This is a genomic window from Bacillus sp. SIMBA_074 (assembly GCF_046534555.1).
Lineage (GTDB): Bacteria > Bacillota > Bacilli > Bacillales > Bacillaceae_G > Bacillus_A > Bacillus_A mycoides.
On record NZ_JAWRYM010001163.1, the window covers coordinates 1 to 239 of the forward strand.

Annotated in this window: 1 protein-coding gene; it reads right to left on the minus strand. The window is 52.7% G+C overall.

Annotation, left to right across the window (positions count from 1 at the left end):
* A partial coding sequence (locus tag SB773_RS34395; protein ID WP_410595009.1) for an ATP-binding cassette domain-containing protein occupies positions 1–239 on the minus strand: 239 nt, incomplete at both ends.

Sequence of the window (239 nt, forward strand, 5' to 3'; positions counted from 1 at the left end):
TGCTCATGCCCATTTCGACCTGAAGCTTTTTCATCAGCTCCAAAATTTGAGCCTGAATCGTCACGTCCAGAGCCGTCGTCGGTTCGTCCGCGATCAAAATCTCAGGACGGCAAGCCAGTGCCATCGCAATCATCACACGTTGGCGCATCCCGCCAGACAGCTCATGTGGTTCTTGTGTTGCACGTTTTTCAGGAGAGGGGATACCTACGAGTCTCAGCATATCCACCGCTTTTTCCCAG